Source organism: Streptomyces sp. NPDC038213, from assembly GCF_055600495.1.
Window position 1 is genome coordinate 524,172 of sequence record NZ_JBVJYM010000001.1, and the last position, 17,153, is coordinate 541,324.

The 17,153-nt window shown below is 73.2% G+C and carries 17 protein-coding genes; 8 read left to right on the top strand and 9 right to left on the bottom strand.

All coding sequences use genetic code 11. The features are described 5' to 3' along the window. Positions 1-14 precede the first annotated feature (14 nt). From ACZ7JZ_RS02430 to ACZ7JZ_RS02460, 7 genes are read left to right on the top strand one after another with little or no spacing between them, the layout of a single operon-like run. A complete protein-coding gene (locus ACZ7JZ_RS02430) occupies positions 15-833 on the top strand; it encodes a cupin domain-containing protein (RefSeq protein WP_470932276.1) in 819 nt (272 codons plus the stop codon). A gap of 5 nt (positions 834-838) precedes the next feature. After that, positions 839-2,677, top strand: coding sequence for an asparagine synthase (glutamine-hydrolyzing) (asnB, locus tag ACZ7JZ_RS02435; protein WP_470932277.1), 1,839 nt, complete (start codon positions 839-841; stop codon positions 2,675-2,677). Then, positions 2,674-3,915 (top strand): PrpF domain-containing protein, encoded by a 1,242-nt coding sequence (locus ACZ7JZ_RS02440; RefSeq protein WP_470932279.1) that lies wholly within the window; start codon positions 2,674-2,676, stop codon positions 3,913-3,915. The genes asnB and ACZ7JZ_RS02440 overlap by 4 nt, the downstream gene beginning before the upstream one ends. After that, positions 3,894-5,084, top strand: a complete 1,191-nt coding sequence (locus ACZ7JZ_RS02445) for an acyl-CoA dehydrogenase family protein (protein ID WP_470932281.1) — start codon at positions 3,894-3,896, stop codon at positions 5,082-5,084. Before ACZ7JZ_RS02440 ends, ACZ7JZ_RS02445 begins: the two co-directional genes overlap by 22 nt. Continuing rightward, the gene (locus ACZ7JZ_RS02450) at positions 5,072-6,511 is read left to right on the top strand and encodes a dihydroorotase (RefSeq protein WP_470932283.1); all 1,440 of its coding nucleotides are present in this window, start codon (positions 5,072-5,074) and stop codon (positions 6,509-6,511) included. Before ACZ7JZ_RS02445 ends, ACZ7JZ_RS02450 begins: the two co-directional genes overlap by 13 nt. Continuing rightward, a complete protein-coding gene (locus ACZ7JZ_RS02455) occupies positions 6,508-7,041 on the top strand; it encodes a flavin reductase family protein (RefSeq protein WP_470932285.1) in 534 nt (177 codons plus the stop codon). The genes ACZ7JZ_RS02450 and ACZ7JZ_RS02455 overlap by 4 nt, the downstream gene beginning before the upstream one ends. 2 nt (positions 7,042-7,043) lie before the next feature. After that, positions 7,044-7,541 carry a MarR family winged helix-turn-helix transcriptional regulator gene (locus ACZ7JZ_RS02460; RefSeq protein ID WP_470932287.1) on the top strand — a complete coding sequence of 166 codons (498 nt, stop codon included), beginning with the start codon at positions 7,044-7,046 and terminating at the stop codon, positions 7,539-7,541. Between the two features lie 44 nt (positions 7,542-7,585). Here the strand turns inward: ACZ7JZ_RS02460 and ACZ7JZ_RS02465 are convergent, their stop codons facing one another. From ACZ7JZ_RS02465 to ACZ7JZ_RS02495, 7 genes are all read right to left on the bottom strand, one after another. Further along, entirely contained in the window at positions 7,586-8,110 is a 525-nt protein-coding gene (locus tag ACZ7JZ_RS02465; RefSeq protein ID WP_470932289.1) for a GNAT family N-acetyltransferase, read from the bottom strand. Between the two features lie 138 nt (positions 8,111-8,248). After that, on the bottom strand, positions 8,249-9,412 hold the full coding sequence (gene mqnE, locus ACZ7JZ_RS02470; protein WP_470932291.1) for an aminofutalosine synthase MqnE: 1,164 nt from the start codon (positions 9,410-9,412) through the stop codon (positions 8,249-8,251). Positions 9,413-9,494: 82 nt separating this feature from the next. Further along, the gene (locus ACZ7JZ_RS02475) at positions 9,495-9,950 is read right to left on the bottom strand and encodes an Lrp/AsnC family transcriptional regulator (RefSeq protein ID WP_470932293.1); all 456 of its coding nucleotides are present in this window, start codon (positions 9,948-9,950) and stop codon (positions 9,495-9,497) included. Between the two features lie 254 nt (positions 9,951-10,204). Continuing rightward, positions 10,205-10,873: a UbiX family flavin prenyltransferase gene (locus ACZ7JZ_RS02480; RefSeq protein ID WP_470932295.1), complete on the bottom strand. Its 669-nt coding sequence runs from the start codon at positions 10,871-10,873 to the stop codon at positions 10,205-10,207. A 46-nt stretch (positions 10,874-10,919) separates the two neighbouring features. After that, the gene (gene mqnP / locus ACZ7JZ_RS02485) at positions 10,920-11,843 is read right to left on the bottom strand and encodes a menaquinone biosynthesis prenyltransferase MqnP (RefSeq protein WP_470932464.1); all 924 of its coding nucleotides are present in this window, start codon (positions 11,841-11,843) and stop codon (positions 10,920-10,922) included. Further along, positions 11,843-12,352 carry a hypothetical protein gene (locus ACZ7JZ_RS02490; RefSeq protein ID WP_470932297.1) on the bottom strand — a complete coding sequence of 170 codons (510 nt, stop codon included), beginning with the start codon at positions 12,350-12,352 and terminating at the stop codon, positions 11,843-11,845. The genes mqnP and ACZ7JZ_RS02490 overlap by 1 nt, the downstream gene beginning before the upstream one ends. Then, positions 12,349-13,806, bottom strand: coding sequence for a menaquinone biosynthesis decarboxylase (locus ACZ7JZ_RS02495; protein WP_470932299.1), 1,458 nt, complete (start codon positions 13,804-13,806; stop codon positions 12,349-12,351). Before ACZ7JZ_RS02495 ends, ACZ7JZ_RS02490 begins: the two co-directional genes overlap by 4 nt. Before the next feature lie 99 nt (positions 13,807-13,905). On the opposite strand from ACZ7JZ_RS02495, the gene ACZ7JZ_RS02500 reads away from it, so the two are divergent. Continuing rightward, positions 13,906-14,229 (top strand): PLD nuclease N-terminal domain-containing protein, encoded by a 324-nt coding sequence (locus tag ACZ7JZ_RS02500; RefSeq protein WP_470932301.1) that lies wholly within the window; start codon positions 13,906-13,908, stop codon positions 14,227-14,229. 85 nt (positions 14,230-14,314) lie between these two features. Here ACZ7JZ_RS02500 and ccsB read toward each other — a convergent pair whose 3' ends face one another. Together ccsB and resB are read right to left on the bottom strand one after the other, a co-directional pair. Continuing rightward, the gene (gene ccsB / locus ACZ7JZ_RS02505) at positions 14,315-15,403 is read right to left on the bottom strand and encodes a c-type cytochrome biogenesis protein CcsB (RefSeq protein ID WP_470932303.1); all 1,089 of its coding nucleotides are present in this window, start codon (positions 15,401-15,403) and stop codon (positions 14,315-14,317) included. Continuing rightward, the gene (gene resB, locus ACZ7JZ_RS02510) at positions 15,400-17,136 is read right to left on the bottom strand and encodes a cytochrome c biogenesis protein ResB (protein ID WP_470932305.1); all 1,737 of its coding nucleotides are present in this window, start codon (positions 17,134-17,136) and stop codon (positions 15,400-15,402) included. The genes ccsB and resB overlap by 4 nt, the downstream gene beginning before the upstream one ends. Positions 17,137-17,153: the final 17 nt, after the last annotated feature.

Here is a 17,153-nt window from a genome sequence, read left to right on the forward strand (position 1 = left end):
CGGACGGAGCACCCATGAAGACTTTCGGCCACCTCGGCGACGCACGGATCATCAGCTCGCGGGAATTCGTCTTCGAATCCCACCAGGGCCCCGATGGCACCGACGGCACCGAGGTCGCGACCCCGGTGAGCCCCGCCGCGGGCGCGACCTGGGTCACGCTGCACGTCGTACGGGTCGCCCCCGGCGCGTCCTGGAGCCCCGGGAACACCTCGGGCGAGGAGAACACCGCCGTGGTCTTCGCGGGCTCCGGCACCCTCGCCGTCGGCACGGAGACCCGCCCCGCCGGGCCCGCCTCGGCCGCCTACGCCCCCACCGGCCGGGCCCTGACCCTGACCGCGGGCCCGGAGGGCATGACCGCGTACGTGTGGCGGACCCCGCTGCCCGCGGGCACCGCACCCGGCAGCGACCCGAAGCTCTTCTCGACCCTGTGGGACGACGAGACGCAGCTGCGCGGGTTCTCCGGCACCGGGCAGCTCGCCCCCGACGAGGCCCCCCGCGCCACCATGAACTTCCTGTTCTGGCCCGGCACCGGCAGCTGCCGGCTCTGCCTGCACTGCGGTATCCAGCAGCCCGGCGAGACCTTCAACGTCCACCTCCACGAGCACAGCGACGAGGCGTTCATCGCCTTCGAGGGCATCGGCCAGATGTACCTCGTCGACCGCTGGATCGACGTCGAGGCCGGAGACGTGCTCTACGCCGCCCCGGGCGTCCTCCACGGCGCCCGCAACCCCCACACGGGCCCGGCCGCCCGCCGCTTCGTGACCTGCGGCGGCCCGACCCCCTTCGACCCTGCCCTCTACGACGCCGCCGGCGTCTCCTCTCAGGTGGTCTGACCGACATGTGCCGTATCTACGGATCCTTCAATGCCGGTACGAGCGACCAGGAGCTGCGCACCGTCGCCGCCCTGCTGCGCCACGGCGGCCCCGATGCCCAGACCTTCACCGGAAGGGACGACTGGGCCCTGGGCAACAACCGGCTCTCGATCATGGACCCGGAGGGGGGCGTGCAGCCGTACCGCCTCGGGGCCGTCACCGTGGTCTTCAACGGCGAGCTGTACAACCACCGCGAGCTGGCATCCCGCCTCGAAGCCCGCGGCCACCGCATCCCGGACCGGTGCGACGGCTCCGTACTGCCCGCCCTGTACCTGGAGTACGGCGAGCGGTTCGCCGAGCAGCTCGACGGCATGTACTCCGTCGCCGTGATGGACCTGCGCGAGGAGCCCAAGCTCGTCATCGCCACCGACGAGTCCGGCATGAAGCCGCTGTACTACGCCTGGGACGAGCCCCGCGGCCGGTTCCGCTTCGCCTCCGAGATCCCCGCCCTGCTCGGCTTCGCCGACGTCGCCGCCGAGGAGGACGAGTTCGGGCTCGACGCCTACCTCGTCTCCAAGACCCCCTTCGGCGAGCGCACCATGTTCCGCGGGATCGGCGTGCTGCCCCCGGCCGCCACCGCCGTGGTCGGCCGCCGGGGCGGACTGCGGATCACCACCCGCCCGCTCGGCCACACCACCGCCGGCGCCGACGCCTCCCGCAGCCTGCACCGGGCCGGGGAGGAGCTGCGCGAGCTGCTCGGCCGCGAGGTCTCCCGCCTGCTGATCGCCGACGCGCCCGTCGCCGCGATCACCTCCGGCGGGCTCGACTCCAGCCTCGTCACCGCCCTCGCGGCCCGCAGCGCCCGCGAACTGCACACCTTCAACATCGCCTACACCGGCACCTGGCCCTCCGACGAGCGCGCCTACGCCGCCGAGGTGGCCCGCCGCGCCGGCACCGTCCACCACCAGGTCGAGATCGACCCGTCGACCTTCCCCGACCTGCTCGCCGACGTGGTCTGGCACCTGGGCCAGCCCAATGCCGACCCGATCACCCTGTCGACGTTCTCCCTCTTCCGCGCCGTCCGCGACGCCGGCTTCAAGGTCGCCCTCACCGGAGACGCCGCCGACGAACTCTTCGGCGGGTACGCCCGGATGACCCAGGCCGTGGCCGCCCCCGAGGGCTCCGGCTGGGTGCAGGACTACCTCGACCACCTGTCCGCGGTCCCCCGCAGCCTGCGCGAGGACCTCTACACCGACGCGTACGCCGAGGCCGTACGGGCCCACGGCCCGGCCCTGCCCGCCGAGTTGACGCAGACGCTGGAGAACGGCGCCGGCAGCCGGATGCGCCGGATCTGCGCGGTCGAGCAGCAGTACCGGCTGCCCTCCTACCACCTGAGGCGCGTCGACCACCTCTCGATGGCCAGCTCCGTCGAGGCCCGGCTGCCGTTCTGCCAGCCGCAGGTCGTCCGCTTCGCCACCTCCCTCACCGACGCGCAGAAGATCGACGCGTCGGCGGGCGGCGGGGTCAAGCGCGCCCTGTACGAGGCCGCCCGCGGACTCGTCCCCGACAGCGTCCTGAACCGGCCCAAGCAGCCCTTCACCCTGCCCGTCACGGCCATGCTCGCCCCCGGCCAGGCCCTGTGGGACGTGGCCCGCGACGCCCTGTCCGGGTCCGCGCTGCGCGCCGACGGCCGGATCCGGCCCGAGACCGTCGCCGCCCTCTTCGAGGAGCAGGCGGCGCGCCCCTCCGACCGCGCCTCCCTGGCCCTGTGGGCCCTGATGTCCCACCAGATGTGGCGCGGCCAGTTCTTCGGCCGCGGCGCCCTCGCGGCGACCGCCCCGGCCGCCGCGCAGGGGGTCCGGTGAGCGGCTACCTCGCCGCCGCGCACGGCGCGCCCTGCCCCACCCTGGTCCTCGACGGCCGCGGCCTGCCCGGTGAGACGGAGGAGCTGCTCGGCAGTCTCGCCGGGATCCGGGCCGACCTGGCCGCGGACGGCGCCGGGCACGTCCTGAAGAACGCGGTCGTGCAGCCCTCGGCGCATCCGCTGTTCGACCTGGACTACCGCTTCGTGCAGTCGCTGCCGCAGTCCCACGACTCCTTCGACCTGCGCGGCTCCTGCGGCCACTCCATCCTGGCGGCCGTCGAGGCGGCGGCCCGGTCCGGGATGATCGCGCCGCTGGCGGCCGGGGCCCGGGTGCGCGTGAACGTGCTCAACAACGGCGACAACGTGGTCTGCGAGGTGGAGGAGGCCGCCGAGGGCGGCACCCGCTTCACCGCGCACTTCCTCTGCACGCCGACCAAGCCCGTCGCCGAGCTCCTCATGACCGGCGAGCCCGTCACCGAGGTGCACGTGGACCGGACGGTCGTCCCCGTCTCGCTGGTCTCGATGGGCAACCCGTACGTGTTCGTGCCCGCCGCGCACCTCGGCCTGGAGACCCGAGAGCAGCTCTTCGGGGCGGGCCCGGACCTCTTCGAGCAGTTCCTGCGGATCCGCCTCGCGGTCTGCGAGCAGCAGGGCTGGGACCCCTCGGGGGCCTTCCCCAAGGTCGCGGCCGTGCTGGGGGAGCCGGGCGGCGCCCTGGCCGTCCGGGCGGTCTCGGTGCCGTCCTGGCACCCGACCCTGGCCCTGACCGGCGCCATCTGCCTGGGCACCGCCGTCGGCATCGAGGGCAGCGTGCCCTGGTCCCTCGCCCGGCAGGGCGGGCACCGCGGCGGACCGGTCCGGCTGGTCACGCCGGGCGGCGCCCTGAGCGTGTCCGCCTCGTCCGTGGTGACCGGCACCGGGCCGCGGCTGGCCTGGGTGTCCGTCGGCGGCAAGCAGGTCGACTACCAGGGCTGGGCGGGACTGCCCGCGAGCCGCTTCCGCTTCCCGCCGCGGCCCGCGGCCGGGGCCGGGCCGCGGGCAGCGGCCCCCGCCGGCCCCCCGGCACCCGCCGACGCCGTGCCCGTACCAGCCCACACCGCCACCCACGTCCACACCGCCGACCACAGCACCGCCCACCCCGCCGCCCACGCCCGCGCCGCCGCGGCCGCGGCGCCCGTCCCCTCCTCCCCGGCCCCGGCCCCGTCCCAGGAGCGCGCATGCCTGCCACTGCCCGTCTGACCACCCCGGCCCCCGCCCCCGATACCGCTCCCGGCCCCGCCGCGGACGGCCTGAGGCTCTCCCTGGCCGACCTCGACCCCGGGGTGCGCGAGGAGCTGCGCCGGTGCGCCGAGGCCGCCGACCGCAGCGGCGAACCCGACCGCGCGGCCGTGGCGGCGCTCCGTACGGGCCGCCTGCTGGGCCTGGCCGTACCGCGCGAGTTCGGCGGGGCGGGCGCGGGCCCCGTGGACCTCAACCGCTGCGTGGAGCAGGTGGCCTCGGTCAACGGCTCCGCCGCGATCATGCTGTTCCAGCACTTCGCGGTCAGCAGCCGGATCGTGGAGCAGGGCAGTCCCGCCCAGCACCGCACCCTGCTGCCGAAGCTGGCCTCCGGCGAGTGGCTGGCCGCGTCCGCGTGGAGCGAGACCGGTGCGGGCGCCAACAAGAAGAACCTGGCCACCCGCGGCACCCGCACCGGCGACAGCGGCTGGTCCCTGCACGGGGCGAAGGCCTTCACCACCAGCGCGGGCCTCGCCGACGTCTACCTGGTCCTCGCCCAGACCGGCCCGGATGCGGCCCCCGGCGCCGAGGACACCGGCTACGGCGCCGCCGGCCAGACCTTCTTCCTGGTCCGCGGGGACAATCCGGGGCTGGTCCCCGACACCTCGATGCGGCTGGCCGGGATGCGCGGCTCCGCCACCGGCTTCGTGGACCTGCACGACTGCCGGGTCACCGACGCCGACCGGCTCGGCGCCGAGGGGGTGGCCGCCTCCGTCATCGCCCGGGTCCGCGAGTCCGGGGCCACCCTCGGCGCGGTGGCCGTGGGGCTGGCGCAGGCCGCCCTGGATTCCGCGCACGAGCACGTCCGCAAGCGCGGGCTGCACGTCCACCAGTCGGTGCAGTACCGGCTCGTGGACCTGGCCACGCAGGTCGAGTCCGCCCGCGCGCTCGTCGAGCGGGCCGGCCGCCGGGAGTCCGCGGACCCCGGTACGACCACGCTGCACTCCAAGCTCTTCGCCTCCGCCGCCGCCGACCTCGTCGTCACCGAGGTCGAGCGCATCCTCAGCTCGGCCGGGTACGTCGAGGGGCACCCGGTGAACCGGTACGGCCGCGACGCCCGCGCCGTCGCCCTCATGGGCCCGACCAACGACCTCTGCAGGGAACTGGTGAGCATCTCGTGGAACCGCTGAACCCCGCCGGCCGCATCGACGGCCGCACCGCCACCGCCGACCTCGTCGTGGAGGGCGGCCGCCTGGTCACCCCCGAGGGGGTCCGCGAGGGCGCCGTAGTGATCCGCAACGGCCGCATCGACGCCCTGCCGGAGCCGGGCGAGGCCCTGCCCGACGGACCCCGGATCGACGCCGCGGGCCGGTACGTGCTGCCCGGACTCATCGACTCGCACGTCCACTTCCGCACCCCGGGCCTGGAGTACAAGGAGGACTGGGAGCACGCCAGCCGGGCGGCCATCGCGGGCGGGGTCACCACCGTCCTCGACATGCCCAACACCCGCCCGCCGTCGCTCGACGAGGAGGACCTGAGGGCCAAGGCCCGCATCATCGAGGGCCGTTCGTGGGTGGACTACCGCTTCCACATCGGCGCGGACCCCGAGCACCCCGAGGTCCTGGCCACCCTCGACCCCGAAGTCGCCACCTCCGCGAAGGTGTTCATGGCCGGGCACCACACCGCCCCCGTGGTCTTCCGGGACTGGCGGGCCCTGGAAGAGGCCTTCGCGGCCGCCGCCCGCGGCAACGTCCAGCTCGTCCTGCACGCCGAGGACCAGCACGTCTTCGACCTGCTCGACACCTGGCGCGGGGACCCCGGCTCCTACGACGAGTACGAGCCCCACCGCCCGCGCTCCGGCGCCATCGTGGCCTGCGCCAAGGTGATCCAGCTGGTCCGCACGTACGGCACCCGCGCCCACATCCTGCACGCCTCCACCGCGGAGGAGGCCGACATGCTGGTCGCCGCCGCCCAGGAGGGGCTGCCCCTGACCTTCGAGGTCACCGGCCACCACCTCTCCTTCACCGACGCCGACACCTGCCGGCGCGGCCCGCGCACCCGCCTCTCCCCCGCCATCCGCGGGCTCACGGACCAGGACCGGCTGTGGCGGGCCGCCCTGTCGGGGGAGGCCGCGAGCCTGGGCAGCGACCACGCCCCGCACACCGTCGAGGAGAAGAACAAGGTCCCCGCGGACGCCCCGCCGGGCCTGCCCGGGGTGCAGGAGCTGGCCACCGCCGCCTGGACCGGCATGATGACCCGGCGCGTCGACCCGGACGAGGCGGCCGTCCACCTGGCCCGCCTGATGGGCTCCGGGCCCGCGGACCTGTTCCGGCTGCCCGGCAAGGGCCGGCTGGTCGTCGGCGCGGACGCGGACCTGGCGGTCCTCGACCCGGCGCAGCGCTGGCAGCCCGCCCGGGAGGACATCCAGGCCAAGTGCGGCTGGTCGGCGTACGAGGGCTGGCTGTTCCGGGGCCGGTTCACCACCGTCGTCAAGGGCGGCGAGCGGGTCTGGGACGCGGCCGGGGGCTTCACCGGCACCCCCGCGGGCCGCTGGCTCGCCCCCTCCCCGGCCGTCCTGCCCGCCGCCGCCCCGCGGGACCCGGAGGCCGTCCGATGAGCCCCGCCCTGCTGGAGCGCACCGGGGTCTCGGCCCAGGAGTTCCGGGCCGCGATGGCCGCGCTCGCCGCCCCCGTGACCGTCGTGACCTGCTACGACTCCTACGGGACCGCCCGCGGGCTGACCGCGAGCGCGGTGTCCTCGCTGTCGCTGGACCCGCCGCTGTTCCTGGTCTGCCTGGACCGGGGCTCCTCGGCGCACGACGCGCTGGCCGCGGCGGACGCGTTCTGCGTGAACCTGCTCGGGCCCGGGGACGGGGCCCTGGCCCTGCAGTTCGCCGGCCGCCCCGACCGCCGCTTCGACGGGGTCCGGCTCGCGCCGGGCCCGGGGGCGGCCCCGGGGCTCGCCGACAGTGCGATGCGGCTGGTGTGCGAGCGGTACGCGGCCCTGGACGGCGGGGACCACACGATCCTGATCGGCCGGGTCACCGCGGTCGAGGGGGACGGGATCGGCCCGGAGCCGGCGGGCGGCCTGGTGTGGCACCAGCGCGGTTTCGCCCGCGTCGTCCCGGTGCCGCCCGCGGGCGGCTGACGGTGGCCCCGGCAGCCGCCGCCGCGGCCCCCGCCGCCCCCGCCGCCCCCGCGGGCCCGGCCCCGCCGCCCCCCACCGCCGCCGAGCTGTTCGCCTGCGCCGAGCGGCTGGCGCAGGCCCTGGAGGAGCGGACCCGGCCGCTGTGCCGCCGCCACGGCCTGTCCCGGACCGGGGTGCGGCTGCTGGCGGAGCTGTACGCGGCGGGCGCCCCGTACGCCCGCTCCCCGGGCGGGCTGGCCGGGGTGCTGGGCGTCACCTCGGGCGCCCTGACCGGGGCCGTGGACCGGCTGGAGGCGGCGGGCCTGGCGGTACGGCTGCCCGTACCGGAGGACCGGCGGCGGCTGACCGTACGGCTCACCGCGCCCGGGATCGAGACGGCGGCCGGGGTCGCGGCCGAGCTGGCGCAGGCCCAGCGGGCGGCCCTGGGGCGGCTGTCGGCCCCGGAGGCGGCCCGGCTGAGCGCCCTCCTGGACTCCCTCGCGGCGGGCCTGCCCCGCTGAGCACGGGCCGGGGCTCCCGGGGTCCCGGGCCCCGGGTCCCGTCCTCAGTGCAGCGGCAGCAGCATGGTGATGTCGTCGCGGTCGTCGCCGGGGGCGACCCGGACGGCGTCCGGGACCCGGCCGACCTCCTTGTAGCCGCAGGAGGCGTAGAACTGCTCCAGGCCCATCCCGCCGCGGACCCCGAGCCGGACGGCCTCGATGCCCCCGAGGGAGCGGGCGGCGTCGGCCAGCGCGGCCATCAGCTCCCGCCCGTGGCCCCGCCCCTGGAGGCGCGGGTGGACCATGACGGTGTAGGCCCAGACCCAGTGCAGCTGGAGCCGGTGGGTGTTGCGGGTCAGGAAGGCGGCGGCGGCCGCGCGGCCGTCGGGGCCGAGGCCCACGAGCAGCGTGGAGCGGCCCCGGGCGACCTCGGCGAACTGCTTGTCGAGCTGGGGGCGGATGTCGTCGGGGACCACCGGGGCGACGAAGCCGACGGCGCCGCCGGCGTTGGTGACGTCCGTCCACAGGCTCAGGACGTCCTCGTACAGCTCCGGACCGGGCGCGGGATCGAGGACAAACGTAAGGGTCATATCCGAAGCTTAACTATTACCATCTCGCATGGCCAGGGAATTCGCCCCGGACACGCACGAGGGCGGCGCCCCCGGGATCACCGGGGGCGCCGCCCTGTCCGTGCGTACGGCGGGAGGGGCCGGGAGGGCCGCAGGGCCTCAGACCCGCATCGGCTGCGGCGACTCGCGCAGCCCGGCGTCCGGGCCCGGGTACTCCCGGATGACCTCGTAGCGGGTGTTGCGCTCGACCGGCCGGAAGCCGGCCTCGCGGATCAGGTCGAGCAGGTCGTCGCGGGTCAGCTTGTTCGGCGTGCCGTAGTTGTCCGCGTCGTGCGTGATCTTGTACTCGACGACCGAGCCGTCCATGTCGTCGGCGCCGTGCTGGAGGGCCAGCTGGGCGGTCTGCACGCCGTGCATCACCCAGAAGACCTTCACGTGCGGCACGTTGTCGAAGAGCAGCCGGGAGACCGCGAAGGTCTTCAGGGCCTCGGCGCCCGTCGCCATCGTGGTGCGCGCCTGGAGCTTGTTGCGCACCTTGCCGTCCTGCATGTCCACGAAGTCGTGCTGGTAGCGCAGCGGGATGAAGACCTGGAAGCCGCCGGTCTCGTCCTGGAGCTCACGCAGCCGCAGCACGTGGTCCACGCGGTGGCGCGGCTCCTCGATGTGCCCGTACAGCATCGTGCACGGGGTCTTCAGACCCTTCTCGTGCGCGAGCCGGTGGATGCGCGACCAGTCCTCCCAGTGGGTGCGGTGGTCGACGATGTGCTGGCGGACCTCCCAGTCGAAGATCTCCGCGCCGCCGCCGGTCAGGGACTCCAGGCCGGCCTCGATCAGCTCGTCGAGGATCTCCGAGGCGGACAGCCCGGAGATGGTCTCGAAGTGGTGGATCTCGGTGGCGGTGAAGGCCTTCAGGGAGACGTTCGGCAGCGCCTTCTTCAGCTCGGAGAGGGAGCGCGGGTAGTAGCGCCACGGCAGGTTCGGGTGCAGGCCGTTGACGATGTGCAGCTCGGTGAGGTTCTCGTTCTCCATCGCCTTGGCGAGGCGGACGGCCTCCTCGATGCGCATCGTGTACGCGTCCTTCTCGCCCGGCTTGCGCTGGAACGAGCAGTACGCGCACGAGGCGGTGCACACGTTGGTCATGTTGAGGTGGCGGTTGACGTTGAAGTGCACGACGTCGCCGTTCTTGCGCGTGCGCACCTCGTGGGCGAGACCGCCCAGCCAGGCCAGGTCGTCCGACGCGTAGAGGGCGATGCCGTCCTCACGGGTCAGCCGCTCGCCGGAGCGGACCTTCTCCTCCAGCTCACGCTTGAGCCCAGCGTCCATGCGGTGGTCGCCTCCTCGATCTTCCTGCTGCTGTCCTGCTGCTGCATGGCTACCGCCCCGCAGCTCCCGCCCCACCGTACTCTCAGTGCTCTTCGGGCAGGTCCCCGACCCGGTTCTCCCACTTGGTGGAGAGCACGATGGTGGTGCGGGTGCGCGAGACGCCCTTGGTGCCGGAGAGCTTGCGGATGATCTTCTCCAGCCCGTCCACGTCGTTCGCGCGGACCTTGAGCATGTACGAGTCGTCGCCGGCGATGAACCAGCAGTCCTCGATCTCGGCGAGGTCGCGCAGCCTGCGGGCCACGTCCTCGTGGTCGGCCGCGTCGGAGAGGGAGATGCCGATGAGGGCCGTCACGCCCAGGCCGAGCGAGGCCGCGTCGACCGTGGCCCGGTAGCCGGTGATCACCCCGGCCGTCTCCAGCCGGTTGATCCGGTCCGTGACGCTCGGGCCGGAGAGGCCCACGAGCCGTCCCAGCTCGGCGTACGACGCCCGGCCGTTTTCCCTGAGTGCCTGGATGAGCTGCCTGTCCACCGCGTCCATATGCCTGGAGCCTTCCATTGTTCAGCGATCCCGCGAGTTTACGTATAGAATCTAAGGCACACAGGGTCAACGCCCTGTGAATCTTTCAGCAGATCAAAGACGATCTTTCAGGAGTGGTTCACCGTGTACACGATCGAGATGGCCTACGCTCACATGCGACAGCTGCAGGAGCTGGCCAACCGATCCCGTGCCCACCAGCCGGCTGTCGCCCAGCGCGTCGACAAGACCCGCCGCCGGACCGCCGCCCCCAAGCGCTAAGCGCCACGAGAGCCTCCCAGCTCTCCTTCCCAACGGCGGTACAGCCGGTGCGGCACCCCTGCCGCGTCCAGCACCCGCCCCGCGACGAAGTCCACCAGATCCTGGATGTGCGTCGCACCCGCGTAGAACGCCGGAGAGGCGGGCAGCACCACGGCGCCCGCCTCGTCCAGCGCCACCAGTGCCTTGAGCGTCTGACCGCTCAGCGGGGTCTCCCGCACCGCCACCACCAGCCGGCGCCGCTCCTTGAGCGTCACGCTCGCCGCCCGCTGGAGCAGGTCCTTCGACAGTCCGAGCGCCACCCCGGCCACACAGGCCGTGGACGCCGGCACGATCAGCATCCCCTTCACCGGGTACGAGCCGCTGCTCGGCCCCGCCGCCAGGTCGCCGGCCGCCCAGTGCCGCACGCCGCCCAGGTCCAGCCCCGTGAAGGTGTCCGGCTTCCCGTCGGCGCCGCGCGCCAGCCACGCCGCCAGGTCCTCGCGCCAGTGCGCGTCCCGGTAGGAGATCCCCGTCTCGTCCAGCAGGGTGAGCCGCGAGGCCCGGCTGACCACGAGGTCGACGTCCTCGCCCGCCTCGATCAGCCCCCGCAGCACCGCCGCGGCGTACGGCGTCCCGGACGCCCCGGAAACCCCGACCACCCACGGGGTGCGCTTGCCGTCAGTCATGGGTCCGAGGGTATCCGGCCACACCGGGCCCGGCGCGGCTCAGGTGCTAGACCGTCAGCCCGCGGGCCACCAGGTCGGCCAGCGCGCACACGAACAGGGCCATCCCGATGAAACCGTTCACCGTGAAGAAGGCCCGGTTCAGGCGGGACAGGTCGTGCGGGGTCACGATCGTGTGCTCGTACACGAAGGCCGCCGCCACGATCAGCAGGCCCGCCCAGAAGAAGGCCCCGGCGTCCGTCATCAGGGCGTACCAGGCGAACAGGCCCATGGTGACGGCGTGGCAGGCGCGCGCGCCCCACAGGGCCGCGGGGATCCCGAAGCGCGCCGGGACCGACATGACCCCCTCGGCCCGGTCGGCCTGCACGTCCTGGCAGGCGAAGATCAGGTCGAAGCCGCCGATCCACACGCCGACGGCCAGGCCCAGGACCACCGCCTCCCAGGACCACTCGCCGGTCACCGCCAGCCAGGCGCCCACCGGGCCCATCGCCTGGGCCAGGCCCAGGATGGCGTGCGGGAAGTTCGTGAAGCGCTTGCCGTACGGGTAGACCACCATCGGCACCACCGCGACCGGCGCCAGCGCCAGGCACAGCGGGTTCAGCAGGGCCGCCGCCCCGAGGAAGACCGCCACGGCGATCCCGGCCCCGGTCCACGCCGTCCGCACCGACACCGCGCCCGTGACCAGCTCCCGGGAGGCCGTCCGCGGATTGCGGGCGTCGATCTCCCGGTCGATGATCCGGTTGCAGGCCATCGCGAAGGTCCGCAGGCCCACCATGGCGACGGTGACCAGCAGCAGGGTCACCCACTGCACCCCGCCGCCGTCCCGGAACATCGCCGTCAGCGCGGCGATGTACGCGAACGGCAGCGCGAAGACCGAGTGCTCGATCATCACGAGCCGCAGGAAGGCCTTCACCTTCCCGTCGGCCCCCGGGGCTGCGGGACCGGGTCCGACGACCCCGTCGGCGGTGGCCATCATGCGAGGCTCTCCCGGAACTGCTCCAGACCGGCGCTCAGCTCCGCCACGGCCAGGGTGCCGAGCTCGACCTCCAGCGGACCGCCGTCGCCCGGCTCGCCGCCCTCCGCCGGCGGGACCACCCGCGCCCGTACGGACACCCGGTCGTCGCCCGCGCCCGAACCCGCCACCGACAGCGCGCCGTCGGCCAGCGACAGCTCGAAGTCCGCGCCGCCGTCGGCCACCGCGCCCAGCGCGGCCAGCAGCTCGTCCGCGAAGGCCGCCGCCTCGGCGTCGGCCAGCTCCGGCAGCTCGAAGCCGCGGCCCTCGCCGTCCGTGCGGTCCGCCAGGACCTGCCACACGCCGGAGTCCCCGGCGAACTCCTCCGGGCTCACCCCCGCCAGCTCCGCCGCCTCCCGCAGGCCCGGGTCCGCCGGGTCCAGCTCGGGGCGGAGCAGCGCCACGCAGGGGGTGTCCGTACCGAGGAACAGGGCGGGACCGCCGAGCTCCGTGCCGTCCGAGCCGCTCACAGCCCGTACTCCTTCCAGCGGCGGTCCACCAGGGCCGCCGTCGCCGGGTCCGACTCCACCATGTCGGGCCAGCCGCCGTCGCGGGTGTAGCCCTCCTCGGGAAGCTTCTTCGTCGCGTCGATGCCCGCCTTGCCGCCCCAGAACTGCTGGTAGGAGGCGTGGTCCAGATGGTCCACGGGGCCCTCGACCACGGTCAGGTCGCGCGCGTAGTCGGTGTTGCCCAGCGCCCGCCAGGACACCTCGTGCAGATCGTGGACGTCGCAGTCCTTGTCGACCACGACGATCAGCTTGGTCAGCGACATCATGTGCGCACCCCAGATGGCGTGCATCACCTTCTGGGCGTGCTTCGGGTACTTCTTGTCGATCGAGACGATCGCGCAGTTGTGGAAGCCGCCCGACTCGGGCAGGTGGTAGTCCACGATGTCCGGGACGATGATCTTCAGCAGCGGCAGGAAGAACCGCTCGGTGGCGCGGCCCAGCGGCCCGTCCTCCGTCGGCGGCCGGCCCACCACGATCGACTGGATCAGCGGCCGCTTGCGCATGGTGATGCAGTCGATCTTCAGCGCGGGGAAGGGCTCCTGCGGGGTGTAGAAGCCGGTGTGGTCCCCGAAGGGCCCCTCCGGCAGCATCTCCCCCGGCTCCAGCCAGCCCTCGACGACGACCTCGGCGTTCGCCGGGACCTGGAGCGGGACGGTCTTGCAGTCGACCATCTCGATCCGCTTGCCCGCCACGAAGCCGGCGAACAGGTACTCGTCGATGTCCCCCGGCAGCGGCGCGGTCGACGCGTACGTCACCGCGGGCGGGCAGCCGAAGGCGATGGCGACCGGCAGCCGCTCCCCGCGCTCGGCGGCGACGGCGTAGTGGTTGCGGCTGTCCTTGTGGATCTGCCAGTGCATCCCGATGGTGCGCTTGTCGTGGCGCTGGAGCCGGTACAGGCCGAGGTTGCGGACCCCGGTCTCCGGGTGCTTGGTGTGGGTCAGGCCGAGGTTGAAGAAGGAGCCGCCGTCCTTGGGCCAGGTGAACAGGGCCGGGAGCAGGTCCAGGTCCACCTGCTCGCCGGTGAGGACCACCTCCTGCACGGGCGCGGAGTCGGACTTCACCTTCTTCGGCGGCACGTGCACCATCGAGCCGAGCTTGCCGAAGGCCTCGCGGACCCCGATGAACCCCTGCGGCAGCTCCGGCTTGAGCAGTCCGCCGATCTTCTCGCTGATCTCGCCGTACGACTTCAGGCCCAGGGCCTTCAGGAGGCGGCGGTCGGTGCCGAAGACGTTCATCGCCAGGGGCATGGCGGAGCCCTTGACGTTCTCGAAGAGGAGGGCGGGGCCGCCCGCCTTGTTCACTCTGTCGACGATCTCCCCGACCTCGAGGTACGGGTCCACTTCGGCCTTGATGCGCTTGAGGTCGCCCTCCCGCTCCAGAGCCCGGAGCAGCGAGCGGAGATCGTCGTAAGCCATGCGGCCAAGTATCCGCCACGCACTACCCTGGAAGCGTCACCGGGGCCCGCCGCGGCCCCGCCGCCGTTCCAACCGTGCCCTGGGGGTCGGACCCACACCGTGCTGCGCTATCTGCCCTTCCTGCTGATCATCGCGCTGACGATCTACGCGTTCATCGACTGCCTGAACACGCCCGAGGAGGAGGTCAAGCACCTCCCGAAGGTGGTGTGGGTGATCATCATCCTGCTGTTCTCGATCGTCGGGCCGCTGGTGTGGCTGTTCGCCGGCAAGAAGAGGGTCCCGTCCGCCGGGGGCCGCGGCGGCGGCCGCACCCGCTGGGTGGCCCCGGACGACAACCCCGACTTCCTGAAGTCCCTGGACGAGGAGCGCGGCCGGGACAAGGAGAAGGACCGGGACGGGGACGCGGACGACCCGAAGAACTGACCGGCGCGCGGACTGCGCGAGAACGCCCCCGGGACGGGATCCCGGGGGCGTTCTGCGCTTCGTGCGTCCTGCGTGCTCCTGCGGCTCAGACGCCCGCGTACGAGTGCTTGCCGCTGAGCAGGATGTTCACGCCGTAGTAGTTCCAGATCCAGCAGGCGAAGGCGAAAAGGGCCAGGTAGGCGGCCTTGCGGCCCTTCCAGCCGGCGGTGGCGCGGGCGTGCAGGTAGCAGGCGTACGCGACCCAGGTGACGAAGGACCAGACCTCCTTGGGGTCCCAGCCCCAGTAGCGGCCCCACGCGTCGCCGGCCCAGATGGCGCCCGCGATGATCGTGAAGGTCCACAGCGGGAAGACCGCGGCGTTGATCCGGTACGAGAACTTGTCCAGCGAGGCGGCGGCGGGCAGCCGCTCCAGCACCGAGCTCGCGAACCGGCCCGGCTTGCCGCCGCGCTCCAGCTTGGCCTCGTACGCGTCGCGGAAGAGGTACAGGACGGTGCCGGCGGCGCCGATGTAGAAGACCGCCCCGCAGATGATCGCGGTGGAGACGTGGATCCACAGCCAGTACGAGTCGAGCGCCGGGACCAGCTGGTCGCTCTCGGTGTAGAGCCAGGTGGTGGCCACGCCGAGGTCCAGCAGCACGGTGGTGACCAGGATCAGGCCCATCCACCGGACGTTCTTCTTCGCGGCGAGCAGCACCAGGTACGCGCCGACGGCCACCGTGGAGAAGGTGATCGAGAACTCGTACATGTTGCCCCAGGGGGCGCGCTGCACCGACAGGGCGCGGGTGGCCACTCCGGCCGCCTCGACGAGGAAGCCGAGGGTGGTCAGGGAGACCGCGATCCGCCCGTACAGGTCGCCCTTCTCGGTGCCGCCCGCGGCGCCCGGGCCGTCGGGGACCTCGCGGGTGCCGGCGGCGGAGCGGGTGACGACCTTCGGCTTGTCGAGGACGGCGGTCCCGCCGGCGGAGCGCACCTGGACCGCGGGGGCGGCCGCGGCGGTCTTCGCGCCGGTGAGCGCGGCGGCCGTGCGGCCGACCCTGCTGCGGCTGCCGAAGACCCATTCGGCGATGTGGGCGAAGAAGGCGAGCGTGTAGACCGCCATCGACGAGTAGATCAGCACGTTGCTGATCTGCGCCAGGTTCTCGTTGGCGGCGACCGCGAGCGTCGTGGTGCTCATCCGCGCTCTCCTTCCTCTTCCTCTGCTGCTGCGGGTACGGGTGCTGGTGCTGCCGGGGTGTCCGACTCTGGCACGGCGGGCGCCCGCTCGTGCACGGCGGCCGCCAGCTCGCCCAGCTCCTCCGGGAGCCGGGCCGATTCGCTGCGGGCCAGGCCCGCCAGCTCGACGCGGGTGGTGCCGTCCCCGGCGGGTACGGCGCGGATCCAGACGCGGCGGCGCTGGATGAACAGGGAGCCGGCGAGGCCCAGGACGGCGGCGACGGCCCCCGCGAGGGCGAGCCCGTTGCCCGGCTGCTGGGAGATCTGGAAGGTGGCCCAGCGCTCGACGCCCTCGAACTTCACGGTGCCGGCGCCGTTCGGCAGGACCATGGTCTCGCCGGGCCGGAAGCGCTGCTTGAAGAGCTGCCCGTCCTTGTCCTTGAACTCCTGCATCTTCCGCTTGTCGAGGCGGTACACGTTCTGCGGCAGGCCCGAGTCCACGCCGAGGCTGCCGTGGTACGCGCTGAGGGCGAGCACCGGGTAGTCCAGGGCGGGGAACTGGGAGAACATCTGGCCCTTGCCGGCGCCGGCGAAGGTCGGCACGAAGAAGGCGTTGAAGCCGAGCTGCTCCTTCTTGCCGTTCTTGTCGCGGTAGCCGTCGGTGACCTTGACCGCGCCGGAGGAGGTGATGTTCGAGTCCATCGGGAGCAGCGGCACGGCCTCCTTGAAGATCACCTTGCCGCGGGGGTCGGTCACCGAGATGACGGGCGCGTAGCCGTGGCCGATGAGGTAGACCTTGGCGCCGTCGATCTCCAGCGGCTCGTTGACCTCGATCTCGGCCTTCTTCGGGGCGCCGTACGCGCCCTCGCTGTAGGTCACGTGCGCCTTGAAGGTGCGCGGGGTGCCCTTCTGCGGGCCTGTGCGCTCGTACGTCGCGTCGAAGCGGTCGAGGGTGAAGCTGAACGGCGGCAGGGAGTCGCGGTCGAAGAGGCTGCCGGAGCGGAAGTCGTCGTACTGGGTCATCGTGTTCGAGAACCCGGTGCCGCGGAGGACGAGCTTGCCGCCCTCGGACTTGAAGAGCTGGCCCCAGGCGAAGGCGACCAGCATCACGATCAGGGCGATGTGGAAGACCAGGTTCCCGGCCTCGCGCAGGTAGCCCTTCTCCCCGATGAGGGAGTCCTCACGGGCCTCGGTGCGGAAGCGGCGGCCGCCGAGCGCGCCGCGGCCGGCCGCGAGCACCTCCTCGGGGGAGGCGGCGGTGCGCCAGGTCGCGTACGCGGGCAGCCGGTCCAGGCGCCTGGGGGTGCGTACGGGGATCCCGCGGATCTCGCCGACGAACTTCCACGTGCGCGGGACGATGCAGCCGATGAGCGAGACGAACAGCAGGATGTAGATCGCGGAGAACCACACCGAGCTGTACACGTCGAAGAGCTGGAGCTTCTCGAAGAGGGGCACCCACCCCGAGTGCTTCTCCTGCCATTCGGCGACCTTGAGCTCGTCGACGTCCGTCTGCGGGACGAGCGAGCCGGGGATCGAGCCGAGGGAGAGCAGCAGGAGCAGCAGGAGCGCCACCCGCATCGAGGTGAGCTGGTGCCAGGTCCAGCGGAGCATCCCGAGCACCCCGGCGGCCGCGGGGGCGCCCGCACCCTCCTCGCGGGGGGCGGTGGACAGGGCCCCGCCGGCCTCGGCGAGCTCGTCCTCGGCCGCGGGCCCGGGGGCCGCCTCTGCGGCGGCCTTGTTGTCGGTCGTACTCATACGCGCGTACTCATTCG